Here is a 15,465-nt window from a genome sequence, read left to right as displayed (position 1 = left end):
CACTTAAGGGGAGAACGGTGATCGACACTCCGAAGTTTGGATCCCTTGAAGCCGTCGAATCCGCTAAAGCTCGACAAAGATTCGCAGGCTTGCCTCGCATTCGTCAATTCAGCACGAGAATTCAGTGACCACTGCTCTTCGTACGCCCCGTGGCTCAACGCCGCGCAAGAACAGATCAGCAAAGCGCTCCGCGTCACCAAAGGCCGCCCCGCGGAAGAAGACATCTGTTGCGGCAACAACGAAGGCTCCGATCCGGACTGGCATTTCCTCCTCGTCGCCGCTGGGCATGTTGGCGCTGTATCTTACGGCGCAATGGCGCGCTTCGGGCCGGGGCGGACTTGTGTTTCTCGCCGAAAATGAGAGCCGAGCCGAGCTGTTGGGTTCGATCATCCCAGTTATCGAGCCGGCCTGTGATGTGCTCGTCTATCCCCGTTTGAACACGCTTCCGTTCGATCAGCTTGAGCCTTCGCGTGATATCGCGGGCCGGCGGAGCTCCGTCTTGAGACGCCTTGCCAGGGCAAAGAAGCCGATCCTGCTGATCGCGACGGCGGAGGCCATAATGGAGCTCCTGCCGTTGCCTGCGAACTGGTCTCGTATCGGATTTCTCCTTCGGACCGGGGCCGTCTTTTCCGAGGAAGACCTTGAGGCCCGTCTGAAAGCTCTCGGGTACGACCTGGACGACAGTCCGGATTATCCCGGTGGAGTTTTGTTTCACGGCAACACCTTCGAGATCTTCCCGGCCGGCGCGTTCGGACCTTTTAGGATAGAGCATTCCGGAGGGAGAATCCGGCGTATTGCAGCGATCAATCCGATAGACCAGGAGGTGATTTCCGAAACGAAGGAGCTCCTGATTGACCCGATGTCCGAGCGGCTGGCGTTCACGGGCCGGGCCCGAAGAAGGTCCAGCCTATTGGACTATTGTGCACGCGCCAAATGGATCGCCGACAGCACCGTGCCCAGGCACGCCGACACCTGGTTGAGCACGATCGAGGATGCGGCCGCCCGCAGTGAGCGTGACCGTGCCTATCTCAGCCGACGCGAATGGGAGCTGGCGGCCAAGAAGATCACCGTGTTGCCGCCAACCACTCCGTATCGTGCGACGCCAGAGTTCTACAAGGCAGCCTCTCCGCGGAAGGCGCTCCGTGCATTTATCGAGGAAGCGCAGCGCGGAAGCGCGCGTGTGCTTTTCGTCGCTGCGGTCGAAGCGGATTTGCATGTGATGGCCCGGATGAGCGCTATCAAGGCCGAATGCGTGCCCGATTGGACGCACGCGACCGCAAGGGGCAGGCAGCAGGCCGCATTGTTGGCAGGCTTCGATGCGGGCTTTGTCGTTCCTGGAAAGAAGCCGCTGGTGGTCATCACTGCTGCCGACGTGCTCGGCAGCAGGGCACACCAACCGCAACCGATGAACTGGGCATGGACGCCCGGCTTCGATTCGGGAGATCTCCCCGAACTCGGATCCGTGGTCGTTCATCTGCAACGTGGACTCGCACGCCTTGGCGGCCTGAGATCCATGGGCACGGGAGATCTTTCGGCGCGCGAAATGGTCAGGTTGGTATTTGCCGGAAACGACGCCGTTCTCGTCCCTCTCGCAGAATTGGCGCTGATCTGGCCCTACGCCGCTGAGCTCGGAGACACCTCGCTGGACAAGGCCGACGGCAGCTCGTGGCGGCCGCGGCGAGCTGCTGCCGAGACGGAGATTCACGTGGTCGCAAAGGAGCTGGCCAAGCAGATGAGTCAGCGCCGGCGGCGCCCGGCTCCGAAGCTCGTGCCGCGCCCTGCTGTCTATGAGAAGTTCGTCGCGCGGTTTCCCTATTTCACCACCTCCGATCAGGCGAAGGCCATCCGCGACGTTCTGGATGATCTTGCATCGGGGCACCCGATGGACCGGATCGTCTGTGGAGACGTCGGCTTTGGCAAAACCGAGGTGGCGCTGCGCGCAGCGGCAGCCGCCGTGCTGGCCGGAAAGCAGGTCGCTATCGTCGTGCCGACGACAGTGCTGGCACGACAGCATGTCGAAACCTTCCGCAAGCGCTTTGCGCCTCTTGGCATCGATGTTGGAAACCTGTCGCGGGTTGCCTCGACCGCCGAAGCGCGAGAGGTAAAGGAGCGCCTCAAGAGCGGAGAACTCAGGGTCGTCGTCGGGACCCTCGCGCTCGCATCCAAGGAAGTGAGATTTGCCGAACTTGGCCTGATCATCATTGACGAGGAGCAGCATTTCGGCGCTGCCGAGAAAGCTATGCTGTCGGGCCTCAATAAGAACGGCCACCGGCTCTGGATGAGTGCGACACCGATCCCCCGCACACTTGCGGCCGGCTTGACGGGCTTGAGGGATCTCAGCGTGATCGCAACCCCGCCGGTCCATCGTGTTCCGGTTGCCACCAAGGTGGCACCGCTTTCGGACATAGCTATCGCCGCTGCGCTGGTTCGTGAGCACAGACGTAACGGTCAGAGTTTTGTCGTTTGTCCGCGGATCCAGGATCTCGATCCCATGCTCGCCAGGATCCATGCGCTGGCGCCGGAACTACGTATCATTGCTATTCACGGCAAGATGCCGACGGACGAGATTGACGAGAGATTGATGGGGTTCGTCGAAGGCCGTGCCGATGTACTACTTGCGACCAACATCGTGGAAAGTGGCCTCGATATCCCACGTGCGAACACCATCGTTGTGTGCTGGCCCGAAAAATTCGGCCTGGCACAATTACATCAGCTGAGGGGGCGAGTAGGACGGGGCGGCATCCGGGCGTTTGCACATTTCCTGACGGAAGGCGGCTCCGAACGCTCGGAAAAGCGGCTTTCCGTTCTCGAGGAATTGAGCCGTCCGGGCGCTGGCTTCGCGATCAGCGCTCGCGACCTCGATCTTCGCGGCGGCGGCGACCTGCGCTCCGATCGACAATCCGGCCACATGCAGGTGTTCGGACCGACGCTCTATGGCCACCTTCTCACGCTTGCCCTGGAGGGAGACCGCGATGGAATGTCCGCGCTGTGGATCCCTGAGTTGAATCTTCCCATCCCTGAGCTGCTTCCCTCGAGCTATGTGCAATCGGAGGCGGTCAGGCTGGAGATCTACGCTCGAGCCGCCCGGTGCCGGAGTGATGACGAGCTGGAGGAGCTCGAGGATGAAACGCACCGCCGATTCGGCAAGCTGCCCTCCGAGGCCAGCAATTTCTTTGCTGTCGCCAAGCTCAGGATAAGTTGCAGGCAACGGGGGATCATGCGTCTCGATGTCGGCCCGGATGCGATTGCTGCAACCATGCTCGCAGGGAGGATCGGTAAATTACGCTCGCGGTCACTGCAGCGCGAGGGCGATCGCGTCGTCTATCCCGGGCGCAGCGATGAACCTGCTTTACGACGGGTCGAACAGTTCTTGGATCTGCTGGACGAATGACGAGGGATGCGCCACTCAACTTGAAGCGGTCTTGTGTGACCTCCTCGGGCCCCGAAATGAAAGCGATGGCGCTTGACCCTTGGCAAGGACGATTGAGAGAACCCGTGTTGCGCTGACGCAGAGACGATCGTTCGAGCTGTTCTGAAGCGGCTCGCGGGATGCCGTGGATCGATCGAATTCAAAGCTGCGCTGGCGGCCGACCCAGCCCGGACCCAACAAACGAATGCGTCAGTGATAGAACCAGCTTCACCTTCTGCGGCTTTGATGGTCACCAACTCATACTGTGCAAAACGAGGCTATTTCGGTTTTGATCCAATCAGCCCCATCTGAGCGGATGTCGGCGGCTCATCTGTTCGAGTCCCTGTTGCTGAACGGGTGCACGCGTCGGCTCGCGCCTTAGCGCGTCCGCGGCGAAACCGGAGACGCGCGCCGGGCGGATAGGCTCGCGCCAACTGATTGTGCTCGATCCGGTGTTGCATCATGTCCCGTCGGGTCTGGCGCTCGTCGAGCATCAGGACCAGATCCGAGCAGGGCTTGGTCGAACACAGCAGCAGAAAGCCGGCTTCAGCGTCCTGAGGGTAGACCGTCAGCGCATCGGAGCGGTCCACGTTGCCCGATACCAAGCGCGCGGCGCATGCGAGGCACCAGCCCTGCTCGCAGATGTAGGGCGTCTCGATGCCGGCGTCGATCATGCTGTACAGCAGATATTCGTCGGATATGGCGTCGAATGTGAACGTCCCCTCCGGACGTTCCAGCCGTATGCGAAACCGCCTGATGTCGCCCTCATTGGTCATGGCCGAGAGCTCCCTCATCGCTCACCACCGGCTGTCGGGCAATGCGACGTCGCCGATGCGGCCGCTCCCGTAGCAGTGCGCGGCCGCGATGATCCGCGCCGCAACCGCCAGCTCGCTTTGATTGCGCGGCGCGTAGACCACGAGGCTCTGCGGCGGCACGGCGCCCGCCATGTAGCGTGCGAACGGATGCACCGTGCCCCAGCCCTTGGCCGCCACCTTCTGCGCCCATTCCGGCCGCAAGGTCAGGTGCAGCGACCCGTCGGGGCGAACGATGAGCCACACCGGCGCGAACACGAAGGCCTCCGGCTGGCCCATGGCATGGATGTCATCGAGCGCGAAGGCGCGACCTGCGGCGTTCATCGGCGCCGGCACCTCTTCGACGCCAGCCAGCGCGCAGGCGCAGGACACGAGCTGTGCGGCGTATCCGGCGGGCGAGGTGTCACCGAGCTGGTGGCAGGGCCATGTTGGTGCGAGCCGCGGCGCGCTGCCGGGACGTGTGGCGAGACGGCGCAGTCCAGGCGCCATCGCCCAGACGGGTGCAGCACTACGCAAGCTTGCTCTAGCCGAAGCTGTCATAATGAACCTGCGTGATCGGAACATCGACGGCGCGCAGCAGCGATCTGACCGCGTTCACCATGACCGGCGGGCCGGCGACGTAGAACTCGGCCGCCGCGGGATCCAGGACTGCGCCCTGGATGACATCGGTGACGAAGCCGGCCGCATGCGGCCAGCCGGACGGCGTGTGCTCGACCACGGGCAGGTAGCGCGCCCGGGGAGTTTGCGTGATCGCCGCCGCCAGCATGTCATCAGCGGCGAGATCCGCCGGCGTGCGGGCGCCGTAGATGACCTCCACGGGCGATCCGAAATCGAGGTGCGCAGCCGCGGCCTCGCGCAGCATCGCCAGGATCGGCGCGATGCCGGTGCCCCCTGCCACGAACACCTTGCGGCCCGGCTGTCGACGCAGCGTGCAGACGCCGAACGGCGCCTCGATGGTGATGCGCGTCCCCGGAGCCAACGCCGCGAGCGCGTTGCTGCCTGTGCCGCCATCGTAGCGCTTCGCAATGAACTGCAGGATGGTGCTGCCCGGCAGGTTGCACATCGAGTAGCAGCGCCGCAGCCCGTTGCCGAGATGCAGTATCGCATACTGCCCCGGCCGGAAGTCGATCGGCTCGGCCGTCTCGAAGCTGAATTGGCGGATCTCCGGCGCGAGATCGTCGATGCCGCGCAGGATCGCCTGTTGCTCGACGCATCGCGGCGTCGGCGCGGACCAGTCGCCGGGACCGCGGGCGATCGTGACGTCCGAGATCGCGCGGGACTGACAGGCCAGGATGCGGTTGCGTCGTGCGTCGCGCGGATTGACCGCCGGCGCGCCGGGAAAGATCAGATCGACCTGCCCATCGATGAGCGTCACCTTGCAGGCACCGCAACTGCCCCAGCCGCATTCGTAAGGCAGCGCGATGCCCCCGCGTCGCGCTGCCTGAAGGATGGTGTCATGGCCGGCCGCGTCGATCGCGACACCGTCGGGCTCGATGCGGAGTTGCCGGGTCATCCACGCCATCCTTTCGGCTTGGGCGGTCGGCGCAGCACGCCGACCGCGTCTGCCAGACTACAAGCCGCAATCCGCGATCAGCCTCGCCTGGGCCGTCATGGTCCGCTCCAGGATCGCCCGTGCATCGTCGGCGCCGGGCGCGGTCGAAAGTGCCTCGCTGAGGCCGCGCGCGGCGCGTTCGCCGAGCGGCATCCACTTCGCGACCCACTCCCGCAGCAGAACCGCGTGCTCCGGGACCTTGCCGGTGGCGTAGCGCACCAGGGTCTTGGTGGTCTCGACCGCATAGGCTTCGTCGTAGTTGCGGAAGTCGTCGTGCAGCAGCGCCAGCAGGTCGTCGTCGTTCGTGCGCGCCAGATCGGCGATCTCGCGATTGAAGACGTGGTCGAAGATCGGCCGCAGCACCAGATTGCGGGACACGAACGCTTCGCCCCAATCGTAGGCGATCAGCTGCTTCTCGATCAGCTCGCGCAGACCCTGCCATTGCGGCGCCCGCGTCCAGACGGTACGCGCAATACCGCTGTCGGCGAGCTCCGGGCGTCCGGTGTCGAGCGCGAGCGCCTTGGCCAGATAGGCCTGGCGCTGCACCCGCCGCATCTCGTTGCCCATCTGGAAGTAGAGGGTGTTGGTCACGAACGCCGACGGCGCCATCTGCGCGACATAGGCCGCGCTCATCTGCATCGCGTGTCCCGGGAAACGCACCGGCAGATAGGCCTGGCCGAGGAAGTCGAGCCACGGCGCAGACAGTTTGCGATAGCTGTCCTGGCGCTCGAACTCGTCGATCAGGTTGTCGCAATAGACCTCGCGATCCTTCTGGTCAGTGACATAGCGGCGATAGGTGTAGGTGAGGGGATCGCGATAGCCCTCCCAATCGTCCAGCGTGAGCCTCGAGCCTTCGCGATTCCTGAGATAGAACTGGTTGATCGACCAGTTCTCGGACAGCTCGAACGGTGCCGGCGCGCGGCGGAAGTGGCTGTGGAACTTGTAGGTGACGGCCTCGTATTCCGACGGCAGCCGGCGCTCGGTCCACAGGCTCCAGGTCTTCTTCTGCTTGCGCGCAGCCGGCTTCGCGGTCATCGCGGTCATGACGTATCCTCCCGGAATTTGTTATGTGTGGATGGTCCAGACCCATTCGTCGTCCATCGACTCGAGCCGTCCGCCGAACGACACCAGGCTCGGCTCGATCTCGGCGAGCCGGAATGGCCGCCCCAGCGCCGCCTGCATGCTTTTCTGCGTCAGGCGGAAATTCCGGTCGGCCTGGACGCGGACATAGCCGCCGCGGTCCTCGATGACGATCTCGACGTCCGGATTGTCCTGCTCGCTCGCCGCGATCACGGCGTCGATGATGTCCTCGTCGACGCCCCTGATGACGGGGCCGACCAGTTTCGGTGCTGCTGTCGTGGTCATGGGCCTGTCCTATGCGTCCTGCTCGGTCTTGTGGCGGAGGCGGCGCAGCCGTCCGTCGTTGGGCACGCCGACCCAAATGGCTTCGCCGTCCTTCTTCACCGCGTAGCGGAAGAGGCGGCAGTCGCGCGGGTTGAGGCCGCGGCCGTCATCCATGCTGAACTCCCACTCATGGGCCGAGCAGGTGATGGTGCCGGCTTCGAAATCGACCTTGCCGTCCGCCAGCAGGATCTCCTGGTGCGGGCACATGCCCTGGAAGCAACGCAACTCGCCGCCAGGAAGGTGCATCACGATCACTTCCTCGCCGTCGACCTCGACGCCGATGAAATCACCTTCCCAAAGGTCGTCCAAGGTCGCGACCTGCCTCCACGTCACGTCGGCATCGTCAGACATAGGCCACCTCGATCCAATCCATCGGCTGGATTCCGGACTGCGCCACCGTCATCGCGGACGGCAGCTCGCGACCGTTGTAGTAGACGCATTTCGAGGCGTTCTTCTCGGCGACGCGCAGTCCGACCGCGTGCTGGGCGACCTTGTCGGCCACGATGCTCATGCTATCGCCGTCGTCGACGGGGATCAGCAGGACGACGAAGTCGCCGCGGAAGTTGGCTTGGAGCGGGAACAGGGCCACGCTTACCTCCCAGATTTGTTGTTATATCTGTGGTCGTGTCGGGTGGGGGCGTCGCTCGTAAGCGGCGCCTGTCAATTCATGCTGGGCGGATCATTCGGCCGCGAGGCGAGACGCGCCATTCCAGGCGTAGCTCTGCGCGTCATTGCCGGCGACATCGGGCGTGATGCCCATATATTGCAGCGCGCCTTCCAGGGTCGGCGGCTGGATGTGTCCGGCCAGGAAGCGGTCGACGATCGAGAGGTGGGTGTCGTAGCGCTCGGGCTGGCTCTTCCACACCCATTCGCAGACTTCGCAGCAGAAGTTCAGCTTGCGACCGTTGTGCGTGGTGATCCGCGGCGCCTGGCCGATGCTCGGGCTGCAGATCGGAATGTGGCAGCAGTTGCAGACGACCGGCAGCGTCGCCGGATAGGTCTTTTCGATCTGGCCGGTGCGGACATTGTCGCCGATCACGTCCCACAGCTTGCCGAACCGGTCGTTCCAGCCGGGATATTTCTGCTCGAGCCAGTCGCGCTCGGCCGCGGACACGCCCGCATCGGGATTCCACCACACCGTCGGCCGCCAGAACCAGACGCCCATGTGATAGGCGTGATGGACCCAGTCGAGCTCGGGCAGGAAGTGCTTTTCCCAATACCACGGCACGTTCATGCCGAGGTCCTTGAACTGGTCCATGAACTGCCGGCAGATCCAGTCCTGCATGAACTCCTTGAACGACATCGTCCGGCTTTCCAGCGGCGTGTAGTAGTCCATGGAGATGCCGGTCAGCAGCGCGAACAGCTTCCACGACCGCCAGAACATCTGGTCGACCATCTTCTGCGCCTCGGCCGTCTTGCCGTTGTTGATCATGATCTTCAAGGTCGGCTCGCCCTGCTGCGAATGCCGCGCCTCGTCGGTCTGGATCGAGGAGATCAGCGCACCGAACTCGATGTCGCCGACATGCAGCGCATCCGAGGCCATGCCGAGGAACTGCAGGTTGGTGAAGCCGGTCTCGAAGGTGAAGGTCAGCTGGATCGCCGTCGACACCGCATCATTGGCGGTGAACATGTCGTCGAACAGGCTGCGCGCCGCGATCACGCCCCACTCATTGGTGTGCATCGCCTTGTGGGCCCAGTCGAATTGCGGATCCTTCGCCAGCAGACAATAGGGGAAGTAGATCTGCGCCTGGCCGTGGCGGCATTCGTCGAGGGTGCCGAAGGTCGCCATGTTGCGCCAGGCAGCGGCGCGGCCGAACCGCGCCATGCGCGCCTCGCCGATCGAGGCGAAATATTCCGGAACCGGAATGGCGCCGTAATGCGCCTTGATCGCCGACTTCCAGCCGGCATCGAGATTGTCATACAGATTGGAGCGCGCGATCGTCGAGCGGATCGAGTAGATGCCGTCGTCCTTGCCGGCTTGGTTGTGGACGTACTCGCGATAGGTCAGCTTGTACGGCTCGTCCCAGCCCCACCATTGCTCGCCATGGATGCCGAAGCTCTTCGACAGCTCCTCGGGAAAGACCTCGTCCTCGCTGACATAGGAGAAGGCCCAGTTCATGTCGCGGGCTGTGTCGTAATAGTCCCGCCGCTGCAGCTTCGGCATGCGTTGCTCCTCCCGAGCGATGTGATCGTTGTTCTTGGTTGCGCTCCGCGCCGCCGCCCTTGGATGAGCGAACTTTGCGCGGCTCGTGTCGATGACGGACGATCCTCAGTAGTAGAGGCCGAGAGACCGTCGCTCGATGCATTGATGGCCAGTCTAGGGGGCGTTCTTTGGTTTTTCTTTGGTCATCATCGCATGCGAATTGATGGCCCGTATGTTGGCTCATGCATCGCATGCGGATGCATTCCTGCCGCTGCGTCAGCATGCAGATGATAGGTTGCAGCGTAGGGCGAAAATCGGCGATGTCGCGCGTCAATGCGTCGGCTCGACGATGCGAGGCCGGTTCAAGCGACGCGAGCGACGGTCATGACGGGGCGCATGAACGCGCCGCATTTCGGCGGACCGGAGTCGGCGACGGATCGATGCAGGGGAGGCGAAGCCAGGGGACGCCCGCCGCAGATCAGCGGCTGCGGCCGACGACCTGCAGCACCAGACCGTCGAGCGCGTCGGTGAGCGAGATCTGGCACGCGAGGCGGCTCTCCGGGCGCACGTCGGCGGCCTCGAATTCGAGCAGGTCGACCTCGATGTCGCCGGCGGGGCCGACGCGCTCCAGCCATGCCTTGTCGACGTGGCAATGGCACGTGGCGCAGATGCAGGACCCGCCGCATTCGCCGATGATGCCATCGACACCATTGCGCTTCGCCGCCTGCATGGCGCTCTCGCCGGGCTCGGCCTCGACAAGGCGCACGGTGCCGTCCGTCTCGATGAAGGTGATTCTGGGCATGGGTCGTTGCGTGTCCCTAGATGAACTGCCGGCCGCCGTCGATGATCAGGGTCTGACCGGTGATGAAGGCCGCGGCCGCCGACGCGAAGAACAGCGCGCCGCCGACCATGTCGTCGACGTCGGCCGCGCGCTTCAGGGCTCCGCGGGACACGCCATATTCGGCGGCGTTCTCCATCAGGCCGAGGCTGGCCTCGGTGAGCGTGAAGCCGGGCGCGATGACGTTGACCGTGATCTTGTCGTCGCCGAGCTCGCGCGCCAGCGCACGCGTCATCGCAATGACGGCGCCTTTCGACGAGACGTAGTGCAGCCACATCGGCGAGCCGCTCATGACGGTGGCCGACGAGACGTTGACGATCGCGCCACCGCCGGCGCGTCGCAGCAGTGGCGCGGCCGCCTTGCTCATCATCCACACGCCCTTGATGTTGACGCGCATCACCCGGTCCCACTCGGCCTCCGGGATTGCCTCGAAGCCGCGGCGTTCGAGCCCGGCATAGATCGCGGCATTGTTGACCAGCACGTCGAGGCCGCTCATGCGCGCCAGCGCGAATTGCGCCAGCGCCGCGGTGGACGTCTCGTTCGCGACGTCGACCTCCGCCGCGTGCGCCTTGCCGCCGCGGTCGCGGATCAGCCGCGCGGTGTCGTCGGCGCCGCCGAGACGGATGTCGGCGGCGACGACCTCGGCACCGGCCGCAGCAAAGGCGAGCGCGAATCCGCGGCCCAGCCCGCCGGCCGCGCCGGTGACGATGACGCGCTTGCCTTGCAGTTGGATCGGACTCATGTGGCAACCTCGATGTGCAGCAGATCCGCCATGAACGCAGACGCCGTGCCCTCGGCGATCAGCGCCCGGGCCATGGTGGTGCCGGCCTCGGTCAGCATCGACGGCAGCACGAAGCTTTCCAGCATCGCGAGCGTCTCCTTCGGCGGCGTATCGAACCAGCCGCCGATCGTCGCGACCCCATGGCCGGTGAAGCGCCATAGCTTGTCGGCGTCCTTCATCAGCGCATCCTCATGCGAGATCGCCGTCTTTCGGGTGTCGTGGCCGTCGATGATCGCCAGGATGGTCTCGACTCTTAGCCCGGGGATCGCCAGCCGTGCGAACGCCTCGGCTGCGATCTTCACGCCTTCGATCTCGTGGGCACGTTGCAGCTCGGGATATCTGGGATTGGGGCCGACGGCGGCGGCGAGCTGCTCGGGCGGGAACTTCTTCCAGCCGACGTCGTGCATGAGGATCGCCGGCAGCACCACGGCGGCGTCCGCGTCGGGATGGATCCGCAGCAGCGCCTGGCCGAGACGATAGGAGATCAGCGTATGCTCGTCGTTGGAGCGGACGTCCAGCCACGGCCGCGCCGCGAGCCAGATCGGCAGATCCTGTTCGCGCAGAAAATGCATCAGCGCAGCTCCGCGTCGTAGGTGAGATAGATGGTCTTGTATTCGAGATAGTCCTCGATGCCGTAGCGGCCCTTCTCGCGGCCGATTCCGCTCTGCTTCATGCCGCCGAACGGCGCGCGCTGGTTCGAGCGCTGGATGTCGTTGACCCACACGGAGCCCGCTTCGAGGCGCTCGGCCAGGGTCAGTCCTGTCGCCAGGTTGCGCGAGAACACGAAGGCGGCCAGTCCATAGACCGTCGCATTCGCGAGCCGCAATGCCTCGCTACGTTTGTCGAACGGGGCGACACCAAGCACGGGGCCGAACGTTTCCTCGGTCATGACGAGCGCGGAGGGGGGCGCATCGGCGATCACGGTCGGCGGCAGGAACCAGCCCTTGTCGTAGAGTCCGCCCGTCAACCGGACACCGCCGGTCAGCACGGTTGCGCCGTTGGCACGGGCATCGGCGATCTGCCGCTCGCTGTTGCGGTAGATCTTCTCGTTGATGAGCGGTCCCAGCGCGCAATCCGAGGTCAGGCCGTTGCCGACGTCGAGCTGCGCGACCTTGTCGGCGAGCGCAGCGAGAAAGGCCGCGTAGATGGGGCGCTCGACATAGACGCGATTGACGCGGTAGCAGAACTGGCCGGAATTGGCGAAGGCGTGACGGGCGATCGCAGCCGCGGCGGCGCCGATATCGGCGTCGGCGCAGACGATGGCCGGGCACTGGCCGCCGAGCTCGAGCGTGATCCGCTTCATCGTTCCCGCGGCTGCGGCGGCAATCGCCTTTCCGGCCCGGGTGCCGCCGGTGAACGCAATCTTGCGTGGCGTCGGATGCGCGATCATCTGCATGCCGAGGTCGGGGCCGCGGCCGGTGACGACATTGAAGCAGCCCTGGGCAAAGCCGGCAGCATGGAAGATCTCGGCGAGCCGCAAGGTCGACAGCGGCGTGTCCTCGGCGGGCTTGGCGACGACGGTGCAACCGGCCATCAGCGCGGCGCCGAGCTTGAAGCAGAGCAGCGTCACGGGATAGTTGAAGGGCGTGATCGCGACGACGACGCCGATCGGCTCGCGGGTGATGACGATCTTTTCGCCGGCCACACCCGTCAGCGGCATCTCGGCGTGCAGGCGCAGGCCTTCCTCGGCATAGACGTCGAGCAGTTCGGCCGAGCGCTGAATTTCGCTGACGGATCCCGCCAGCGGACGGCCGAGCTCCCTGGTCAGCAGGCGACCGAGCTCACCGGCACTCTCGCGCATCAGCCGCGCCGCGTTCCTCTGCAGGCGGGCGCGCTCTGCCACGGGCGTTGTTTTCCACGATTGGAATGCGATGTCGGCCGCGTTGATGGCGGCATCGACATCCGCGCGCCCGGCCTCCGGAACGCTGTCGACCGTCTCGCCCGTTGCCGGATCGACGACGTCGAAGGTCGCGCCGCTTTGGGCTGCAACCCAGCGGCCGTCGATGAACATGTCCATGTCCGCGGCCCCAGGTTCAGATCAGGTCGAGCATCAGCGCGGCACGGGTCTCGCCCAACGCCTCCTCGGCCATCAGTCGTCCGGCTTCGGTCTCGAGCACCGCGAGTTGCGTCGTCAGGCGCGACGCATATTGGCGCGGCGTCATCTTGAACCAGTCGCAGGCCACCGCGACGCCCGTGGTGGTGTAGCGCCACAGCTTGTCGGCGTCGCGCACGATCCGGTCGTTCAGCGAGCGCGGGTAGGGGCGAGTGTCGTGGCCGTCGATGATCTCGCCGACCGCGACGATGATGTCCTCCGGCCAATCGGCCTGTTCGAGGACGTCGCGCGACATGCGGACGCCTTCGCTTTCGTGGAGAAAGCGCACATCGGACTGCATCATGTTGGGACCGAATCCCTTCTCGATGATGTCCTTCATGTCGATCGTGTACCAGCCGATGTCGTGCAGGATGATTGCGAGCGAAACGATGTCCTCGTCTGCGTCCGGATATTGAGCGAGCAGCTTGCGCGCATAGGCATAGGACAGGGGAATGTGGACGTCGTTCTTGCGCGCGCGCATGTACGGCTCGCTGATGCGCCAGACTTCGTCATAGCGGTTGCCGACATCGGACCTATCGAGCATTGCAATGTTCCATATGCGGAGAGAGGCCGGCGCCGCCGGCCTCTCTCGATTGGGTCAGGACAGGATGGTCACTTCGCCGGTCGAGCCGTTGACGCGCAGCATCTGTCCGTTCTTGATCGAGGAGCTGGCGCGTCCCGTGCCGGTGACCGCGGGCAGCCCGTATTCGCGGCACACGATCGCGGCGTGGGACATCATGCCGCCGATGTCGGTGACGATCGCGTTGATCTTGCCGAAGATCGGCGCCCAGCTCGGCGCGGTGACCGGCGCGACCAGGATTTCGCCCTGCTGGATCTGGCCGAGCTCATCGGCGGAGCGCACCACGCGGGCGCGGCCCTCGACGAGGCCGGGGGAAGCGGCCATGCCGGACAGCTTGGTGGTGTTGGCGGCGCCATCGAGCCAGCGGCCGATGCTCTCCGTGGTGATGCCCCACAGCATGATCGTGAACGGCTCGGTGATGACATCGGGCGGATTGTTGAGCGCGGGCTGCGGCGGCGTCGTCGCGAGCGCAGCCAGGATCGTTTTCCGCCGCTCGATCTCGGGCGGCCAATAGGTCGGACCGATCGCCGGTGCGCCGACGGCCCAGCCATTGCCGTAGTCGAACAGCGCGTCGCGGACTTCCTGACGGTTCAGATAGAACAGGTCGTCGGCGTCCTTCCAGAAGCCGGCATCGCGGAAGATGGCGCCGAGTTCACGCATCTTGCGCCAGAATACGCTCATCGACCAATGCTCGATGTAGAAATTGTGGTTCTCGACATAGGGGAACACGGTCCGGGCGAGCCCGAGCTTGCCCTCGAAGGCGGCGCGGGCGTCGGCATCGAGCATCTCGGCATATTCGGACGTGATGCGGTCGCGCTCTTTGGCAATGGCGTCCGTCGGCCGGTCGATCTCCTCCCCCCGCTGCACGCGGACGACGTAGTCCCTGATGTAGCCGAGCGGGATGTCGAGATGCTCGATCCAGTACTTGTCGGTCGAGTAGAAGCCGTTGCCGGAGGTGAAGTTGAACCAGGGATCCTGCGCCTCGTTCCAGGCCGTCAGCCATTCGGCGCCGTTCGGCGCACGGCCGACCGCAGCCAGCGCCTCGTCGACCGATCCGCTCTTCAGGGCATCGGCGACACCGAGCTTCACGGCGAGCTTGGCGAGCTTCTTCAACTCGTCGTCCGGACGGAACAGGTCGACTTCCACGCCCTGCACCATCTTGGCGATCGCCTGATCGGGAATGGTGGGGAATTGCCCCTTCATGAAGCTGAAGAAGTCGAGATAGGCCGCGTAGCCGAGATTCAGGAACTCGAAATGGTACTGCCAGGTCTTGTAGAGCAGCTGGATCGCCCGGTCGTAGGTCTCCATCAGCGCGTAGGTGTTGTCGAGGCCGACACCGGCCGTGATCCACTCCAGCGGCACGGCTTCGGGCAGCGGCTCGAAATTGAGCGCCTCGAGATCGGCGATGTTGGCGCGGACCTTCTTGTCCCAGTTCGCCAGCAGGCGGTCCCAGTTCTGGAAGTAGTAGCCGGCGCGCTCCATGAAATGCGGTACGCGACCAGCGATCAGCTCGGGCGCCACCGCCACCGGGCTCATGTAGCAATAGCCATTGTGGATGCGGTACTCGACGCCGTTCGCCGGCGGGATCAGATAGTGCCGCGTGTTGTACTGGCCGAGACACTTGACCGCGAACTCCACGGTGACGGCGTCGAACGGCTTGAACGGGCTCGGCCAGTGCTGCGAGTCGCAGAACCAGAACTTGCCGTCCTCCTTGTCGCGCAGGCTGTTCTGGAACTGGAGATAATAGGGATAGAGCTTCTCCCAGCCCTCGGCGCCGACCGGCGTCTTCAGGTCATAGGGACTTGGGAATTTCGCATGCGCCGTCATTGTCGTTTCCCCTCGGTTTCTCTGTTG

General features: G+C 64.6%; 15 protein-coding genes. 1 reads left to right on the top strand and 14 read right to left on the bottom strand.

Features of this window, described 5'->3' with window-relative positions:
- The first annotated feature begins 286 nt into the window (after positions 1 to 286).
- Complete coding sequence (locus QX041_RS12330) at positions 287 to 3,391, top strand: DEAD/DEAH box helicase (protein WP_316165515.1); 3,105 nt, start codon at positions 287 to 289, stop codon at positions 3,389 to 3,391.
- Positions 3,392 to 3,687: 296 nt separating this feature from the next.
- Here the strand turns inward: QX041_RS12330 and QX041_RS12325 are convergent, their stop codons facing one another.
- From QX041_RS12325 to QX041_RS12260, 14 genes are all read right to left on the bottom strand, one after another.
- Positions 3,688 to 4,185 carry a 2Fe-2S iron-sulfur cluster binding domain-containing protein gene (locus QX041_RS12325; RefSeq protein WP_316165514.1) on the bottom strand — a complete coding sequence of 166 codons (498 nt, stop codon included), beginning with the start codon at positions 4,183 to 4,185 and terminating at the stop codon, positions 3,688 to 3,690.
- Between the two features lie 21 nt (positions 4,186 to 4,206).
- Complete coding sequence (locus QX041_RS12320; RefSeq protein WP_316165513.1) at positions 4,207 to 4,737, bottom strand: luciferase family protein; 531 nt, start codon at positions 4,735 to 4,737, stop codon at positions 4,207 to 4,209.
- A gap of 7 nt (positions 4,738 to 4,744) precedes the next feature.
- Positions 4,745 to 5,734, bottom strand: coding sequence for a 2Fe-2S iron-sulfur cluster binding domain-containing protein (locus QX041_RS12315; protein ID WP_316165511.1), 990 nt, complete (start codon positions 5,732 to 5,734; stop codon positions 4,745 to 4,747).
- A 57-nt stretch (positions 5,735 to 5,791) separates the two neighbouring features.
- Entirely contained in the window at positions 5,792 to 6,817 is a 1,026-nt protein-coding gene (locus QX041_RS12310) for a toluene hydroxylase (RefSeq protein ID WP_316165510.1), read from the bottom strand.
- A 21-nt stretch (positions 6,818 to 6,838) separates the two neighbouring features.
- Positions 6,839 to 7,138: an MmoB/DmpM family protein gene (locus QX041_RS12305; RefSeq protein ID WP_315716254.1), complete on the bottom strand. Its 300-nt coding sequence runs from the start codon at positions 7,136 to 7,138 to the stop codon at positions 6,839 to 6,841.
- A 9-nt stretch (positions 7,139 to 7,147) separates the two neighbouring features.
- A complete protein-coding gene (locus QX041_RS12300) occupies positions 7,148 to 7,528 on the bottom strand; it encodes a Rieske 2Fe-2S domain-containing protein (protein WP_316165509.1) in 381 nt (126 codons plus the stop codon).
- Positions 7,521 to 7,766 carry a toluene-4-monooxygenase system B family protein gene (locus QX041_RS12295; protein ID WP_315716251.1) on the bottom strand — a complete coding sequence of 82 codons (246 nt, stop codon included), beginning with the start codon at positions 7,764 to 7,766 and terminating at the stop codon, positions 7,521 to 7,523. The genes QX041_RS12300 and QX041_RS12295 overlap by 8 nt, the downstream gene beginning before the upstream one ends.
- A gap of 90 nt (positions 7,767 to 7,856) precedes the next feature.
- Complete coding sequence (locus QX041_RS12290; protein ID WP_316165508.1) at positions 7,857 to 9,341, bottom strand: aromatic/alkene/methane monooxygenase hydroxylase/oxygenase subunit alpha; 1,485 nt, start codon at positions 9,339 to 9,341, stop codon at positions 7,857 to 7,859.
- Between the two features lie 457 nt (positions 9,342 to 9,798).
- Positions 9,799 to 10,122, bottom strand: a complete 324-nt coding sequence (locus QX041_RS12285) for a 2Fe-2S iron-sulfur cluster-binding protein (protein WP_316165506.1) — start codon at positions 10,120 to 10,122, stop codon at positions 9,799 to 9,801.
- A 16-nt stretch (positions 10,123 to 10,138) separates the two neighbouring features.
- Positions 10,139 to 10,900 carry an SDR family NAD(P)-dependent oxidoreductase gene (locus QX041_RS12280; RefSeq protein ID WP_315826582.1) on the bottom strand — a complete coding sequence of 254 codons (762 nt, stop codon included), beginning with the start codon at positions 10,898 to 10,900 and terminating at the stop codon, positions 10,139 to 10,141.
- Positions 10,897 to 11,511 carry an HD domain-containing protein gene (locus QX041_RS12275; RefSeq protein WP_315826583.1) on the bottom strand — a complete coding sequence of 205 codons (615 nt, stop codon included), beginning with the start codon at positions 11,509 to 11,511 and terminating at the stop codon, positions 10,897 to 10,899. Before QX041_RS12275 ends, QX041_RS12280 begins: the two co-directional genes overlap by 4 nt.
- Entirely contained in the window at positions 11,511 to 12,956 is a 1,446-nt protein-coding gene (locus QX041_RS12270; protein WP_316165504.1) for an aldehyde dehydrogenase family protein, read from the bottom strand. Before QX041_RS12270 ends, QX041_RS12275 begins: the two co-directional genes overlap by 1 nt.
- Before the next feature lie 16 nt (positions 12,957 to 12,972).
- Positions 12,973 to 13,575, bottom strand: coding sequence for an HD domain-containing protein (locus QX041_RS12265; protein ID WP_316165503.1), 603 nt, complete (start codon positions 13,573 to 13,575; stop codon positions 12,973 to 12,975).
- Positions 13,576 to 13,629: 54 nt separating this feature from the next.
- Entirely contained in the window at positions 13,630 to 15,438 is a 1,809-nt protein-coding gene (locus QX041_RS12260) for a PEP-utilizing enzyme (protein ID WP_316165501.1), read from the bottom strand.
- Between the last annotated feature and the right edge of the window lie 27 nt (positions 15,439 to 15,465).

The sequence above is a fragment of the Bradyrhizobium sp. SZCCHNRI2009 genome (assembly GCF_032485115.1).
In the GTDB taxonomy this organism is placed as follows: Bacteria; Pseudomonadota; Alphaproteobacteria; order Rhizobiales; family Xanthobacteraceae; genus Bradyrhizobium.
Note: the sequence above shows the minus strand (reverse complement) of the source record. Positions and strands in the feature narration are given on the sequence as shown.